The organism is Streptomyces niveiscabiei (assembly GCF_001419795.1).
GTDB lineage: Bacteria > Actinomycetota > Actinomycetes > Streptomycetales > Streptomycetaceae > Streptomyces > Streptomyces niveiscabiei.
This window is the reverse complement of sequence record NZ_LIRL01000595.1, coordinates 1-4326: the sequence shown is the minus strand read 5'-3', so window position 1 is coordinate 4326 and position 4326 is coordinate 1. Positions and strand designations below refer to the sequence as shown.

The 4326-nt window shown below is 69.6% G+C and carries 3 protein-coding genes; all 3 read right to left on the bottom strand.

Annotated elements, in window-relative coordinates:
* The coding region (locus AOK24_RS27400; protein WP_420876699.1) for a maltokinase N-terminal cap-like domain-containing protein at positions 1 to 411 on the bottom strand (411 nt) is incomplete at its 3' end.
* Between the two features lie 119 nt (positions 412 to 530).
* A complete protein-coding gene (treS, locus tag AOK24_RS27395) occupies positions 531 to 2231 on the bottom strand; it encodes a maltose alpha-D-glucosyltransferase (RefSeq protein ID WP_055722731.1) in 1701 nt (566 codons plus the stop codon).
* Entirely contained in the window at positions 2228 to 4288 is a 2061-nt protein-coding gene (locus tag AOK24_RS27390) for a maltotransferase domain-containing protein (RefSeq protein ID WP_055722730.1), read from the bottom strand. Before AOK24_RS27390 ends, treS begins: the two co-directional genes overlap by 4 nt.
* Positions 4289 to 4326 lie beyond the last annotated feature (38 nt).

Genomic DNA, 4326 nt, shown 5'->3' with positions numbered 1-4326 from the left:
GATCTCGGCGCCGGGGGCGCGGGAGAAGCGCAGGGCGCCCACCCGGGCCTCGGTGCGGAGCGCTTCGAGGAGGAGCTCGGCGGGCCAGGGGTCGTGGAGGGCGTCGTAGTACGTGCGCCCGTCGAGCTCGCCGATGCGGGCGCCCGCCAGGTGGGGCGGGAGGGTCTCGCGCCCGGCGATGAGGAGCTGGTAGCAGTCGCCGGGCCCCGCGCCCTGCCCGGCGTGGGTGAGGACGTGGTGGAGGGACAGCCGTCCCCCCGGCGGCAGGAGTTCCGTCACGGAGACCGGCGTGAACCCGGTCACCGGGAGCCCCTTCCCCGCGAACCACCGCTGCCGGGGCAGCCATTCGCGCAGCAGGGGGGCCAGCGACGCGAGCAGGTCGGGGCCGGGACGCAGAGCCGTGTCCGCCATGACGTCGTCCTTTCCCCGGGGACCTGAACGGGTCGTGAGGGGTAGGGGTTTAGTGATGCGTGCCCCGGGCGGGGCGGAGGAAACCGCCCCGCCCGGACCTTCTGTGCCGGCCGGAGCCTCTAGCCAGGGGTGCCCCGCAGCCGGAACCAGTAGAAGCCGTGCCCCGCCAGGGTGAGCAGGTACGGGAGTTCGCCGACCGCCGGGAACCGCACCCCGCCGAACAGCTCCACCGGATGGCGTCCGTTGAAGCGGCTGAGGTCCAGCTCGGTGGGCTGCGCGAAGCGGGAGAAGTTGTGGACGCACAGCACGAGGTCGTCCTCGTACTCGCGCAGGAACGCGAGCACCGCCGCGTTGCTGGACGGGAGTTCGGTGAACGAGCCGAGCCCGAACGCCGGGTTCTGCTTGCGGATCTCGATCATCCGGCGCGTCCAGTGCAGCAGCGACGACGGCGACGACATGGACGCCTCGACGTTGGTGACCTGGTAGCCGTAGACCGGGTCCATGATCGTGGGCAGGTACAGCCGGCCCGGATCGCAGGACGAGAAACCGGCGTTGCGGTCCGGCGTCCACTGCATCGGCGTCCGTACCGCGTCCCGGTCGCCGAGCCAGATGTTGTCGCCCATGCCGATCTCGTCGCCGTAGTAGAGGATCGGCGAGCCGGGCAGGGACAGCAGCAGGGCGGTGAACAGCTCGATCTGGTTGCGGTCGTTGTCGAGGAGCGGCGAAAGCCTGCGCCGGATACCGATGTTGGCGCGCATCCGCGGGTCTTTCGCGTACTCCGCGTACATGTAGTCGCGTTCCTCGTCGGTGACCATCTCCAGCGTCAACTCGTCGTGGTTGCGCAGGAAGATGCCCCACTGGCAGTTCGACGGGATCGCCGGGGTCTTGGAGAGGATCTCGGAGACGGGGTAGCGCGACTCGCGGCGTACGGCCATGAAGATGCGCGGCATGACGGGGAAGTGGAACGCCATGTGGCACTCGTCGCCGCCGGAGGAGTAGTCGCCGAAGTAGTCGACGACGTCCTCGGGCCACTGGTTGGCCTCGGCGAGCAGGACGGTGTCCGGGTACTGCGCGTCGATCTCCTTGCGGACCCGCTTGAGGAAGTCGTGGGTAGCAGGAAGGTTTTCGCAGTTCGTTCCCTCGGCGGCGTACAGGTACGGCACGGCGTCGAGGCGGAAGCCGTCGATGCCGAGGTCGAGCCAGAACTTCAGCGCCGAGATCATCTCGTCCTGCACGGCCGGGTTCTCGTAGTTGAGGTCCGGCTGGTGGGAGAAGAACCGGTGGAAGAAGTACTGCTTGCGGACCGGGTCGAAGGTCCAGTTGGAGGCCTCGGTGTCGACGAAGATGATCCGCGCGTCCTCGTACTGCTTGTCGTCGTCGGCCCACATGTAGTAGTCGCCGTACGGGCCTTCGGGGTCCTTGCGGGACTCCTGGAACCACGGGTGCTGGTCGCTCGTGTGGTTCATGACGACGTCGATGATGACGCGCATCCCGCGCTGGTGCGCGGAGTCCACGAACTCCACGAAGTCGGCGAGGTCGCCGAACTCCGGGAGCACCGAGGTGTAGTCGGCGACGTCGTAACCGCCGTCCTTCAGCGGCGACTTGAAGAAGGGCGGCAGCCAGAGGCAGTCCACCCCCAGCCACTGGAGGTAGTCGAGTCTGGCCGTCAGCCCCTTCAGGTCGCCGACGCCGTCGCCGTTGGAGTCCTGGAAGGAGCGGACCAAGACCTCGTAGAACACGGCGCGTTTGAACCACTCGGGGTCGCGGTCCTTGGCCGGGGTGTCCTCGAAGGTGTCCTGTACGGGCTCGTTGACCATCATCGTGTGGCTGACCCTCCGATCTGCGGGTGGGACGGTCGCAGGACCGTCAGTACGTGCGCGGGCCGCGAACCCGGTTCCAGACGCACGTAGTTGGCCCTGCCCCAGTCATAGGTCTCGCCGGTCAGCTCGTCGCGCACCGGCACCGACTCGTGCCAGTCCAGGCCGAGTTGCGGCATGTCCAACGAGACCGTGGCCTCCTGGGTGTGGTGGGGGTCGAGATTGACGATCGTGAGAACCGTGTTCGACCCGGACGTCTTCGAGTAGGCGATCACCGCGTCCTTGTCCGCGTGATGGAAGTGCAGGTTCCGCAGCTGCCGCAGCGCCGGACTGGACCGGCGCACCTCGTTCAGGCGGGTGATCAGCGGCGCGATGGTCGGCGCCGACTCCCAGTCCCTGGCCCGGAGTTGGTACTTCTCCGAGTCGAGGTACTCCTCGCTGCCCGCGCGCAGCGGCGTGTTCTCGCACAGTTCGTAGCCGCTGTAGATCCCCCACGAGGGCGACAGCGTCGCCGCCAGCACCGCGCGCGCCTCGAACGCCGGACGGCCGCCGTGCTGGAGGTACTCGTGCAGGATGTCCGGGGTGTTCGCGAAGAAGTTCGGCCGCATCGAGGCGGCCGTCTCCCGGGACAACTCCGTGAGGTACGCGGTGAGTTCGTCCTTCGAGTTGCGCCAGGTGAAATAGGTGTACGACTGCTGGAAGCCGATCTCGCCGAGCGTGCGCATCATCGCGGGACGCGTGAACGCCTCGGCGAGGAAGATCACGTCCGGGTCGGTGCGGCCGATCTCGCCGAGGACCCGCTCCCAGAACACGACGGGTTTCGTGTGCGGGTTGTCGACGCGGAAGATCCGCACGCCGACCGCCATCCAGTGCCGCAGCACCCGCAGGGTCTCCGCGACCAGTCCGTCCATGTCCGCGTCGAACGCGATGGGGTAGATGTCCTGGTACTTCTTCGGCGGGTTCTCCGCGTACGCGATCGTCCCGTCCGGCCGGTGGTGGAACCACTCCGGGTGCTCGGCGACCCACGGGTGGTCCGGCGAGCACTGCAACGCGAAGTCGAGCGCGACCTCAAGTCCCAGTTCACCGGCCCTGCTGACGAACCACGCGAAGTCGTCCAGGGTCCCCAGCGCCGGGTGCACCGCGTCGTGGCCGCCCTCAGGGGAGCCGATCGCCCACGGCACGCCGACGTCGTCCGCCGTGGGGGTGAGGGAGTTGTTGCGGCCCTTGCGGAACGTCGTCCCGATGGGGTGGATCGGCGGCAGGTAGACGACGTCGAAGCCCATCGCGGCGATCTCCGGCAGCCGCCGGGCCGCCGTGCGGAACGTGCCGTGCGGTACTTCCGGCGTCCCCTCCGAACGCGGGAAGAACTCGTACCACGACCCGAACAGCGCCCGCTCCCGCTCCACCAGCAGCGGCAACTCCTCGGAGGAGGTGACCAGGTCACGCAGCGGGTGCGCGGCGAGCACGGCGTCGACCTCGGGGGTGAGGGCGGCGCGCAGCCGTTCGGCGGGGGGCAGGGAACCGTTGCGGAGCGCGGATACGGCGGCCCTGAGGGCGCCGGAGTCGACGGGGACCCGCTCGTACAGCCGCGCCCCCTCCTCCAGGACCAGTTCCGTGTCGATCCCCGCCGGGATCTTGATCCGCGCGTGGTGGCGCCAGGTCGAGACCGGGTCGCTCCACGCCTCCACGGCGTACGTCCACAGGCCGGGCGCGTCCGGGGTGACGTCCGCGCCCCACCGGTCGGTGCCGGGGGCGAGCTCACGCATGGGGGTCCAGGGGCCGGGGTTACCCCGGTGGTCCTTGAGTACGACGTTGGCGGCGACGGCGTCGTGGCCCTCGCGGAAGACGGTCGCCGAGACCTCGAAGGTCTCGCCGGCGACCGCCTTGGCGGGCCTGCGGCCCCGCTGGACGACAGGGCGGACGTCCAGCACGGGTATCCGGCCGGTCACCGGGGCCGGTGGGGGAGCCGTTCGGGTGTGCGGGCCTGCTCGGGAACCGGAGGGTCGCTCCGGCGCGGGACGGGGTGTCGGGGGTGCCGACGGGCGTTGTGTGGCGGGCATGACCGCTCCTGTCCGCGTCAACGAGGGGTGGGCGCAGG

Bases quoted from the DNA above. Each gene is read 5' to 3' on its own strand.
- treS (WP_055722731.1), bottom strand. From the start codon at position 2,231: ATGATGGTCAACGAGCCCGTACAGGACACCTTCGAGGACACCCCGGCC.
- AOK24_RS27390 (WP_055722730.1), bottom strand. From the start codon at position 4,288: ATGCCCGCCACACAACGCCCGTCGGCACCCCCGACACCCCGTCCCGCG.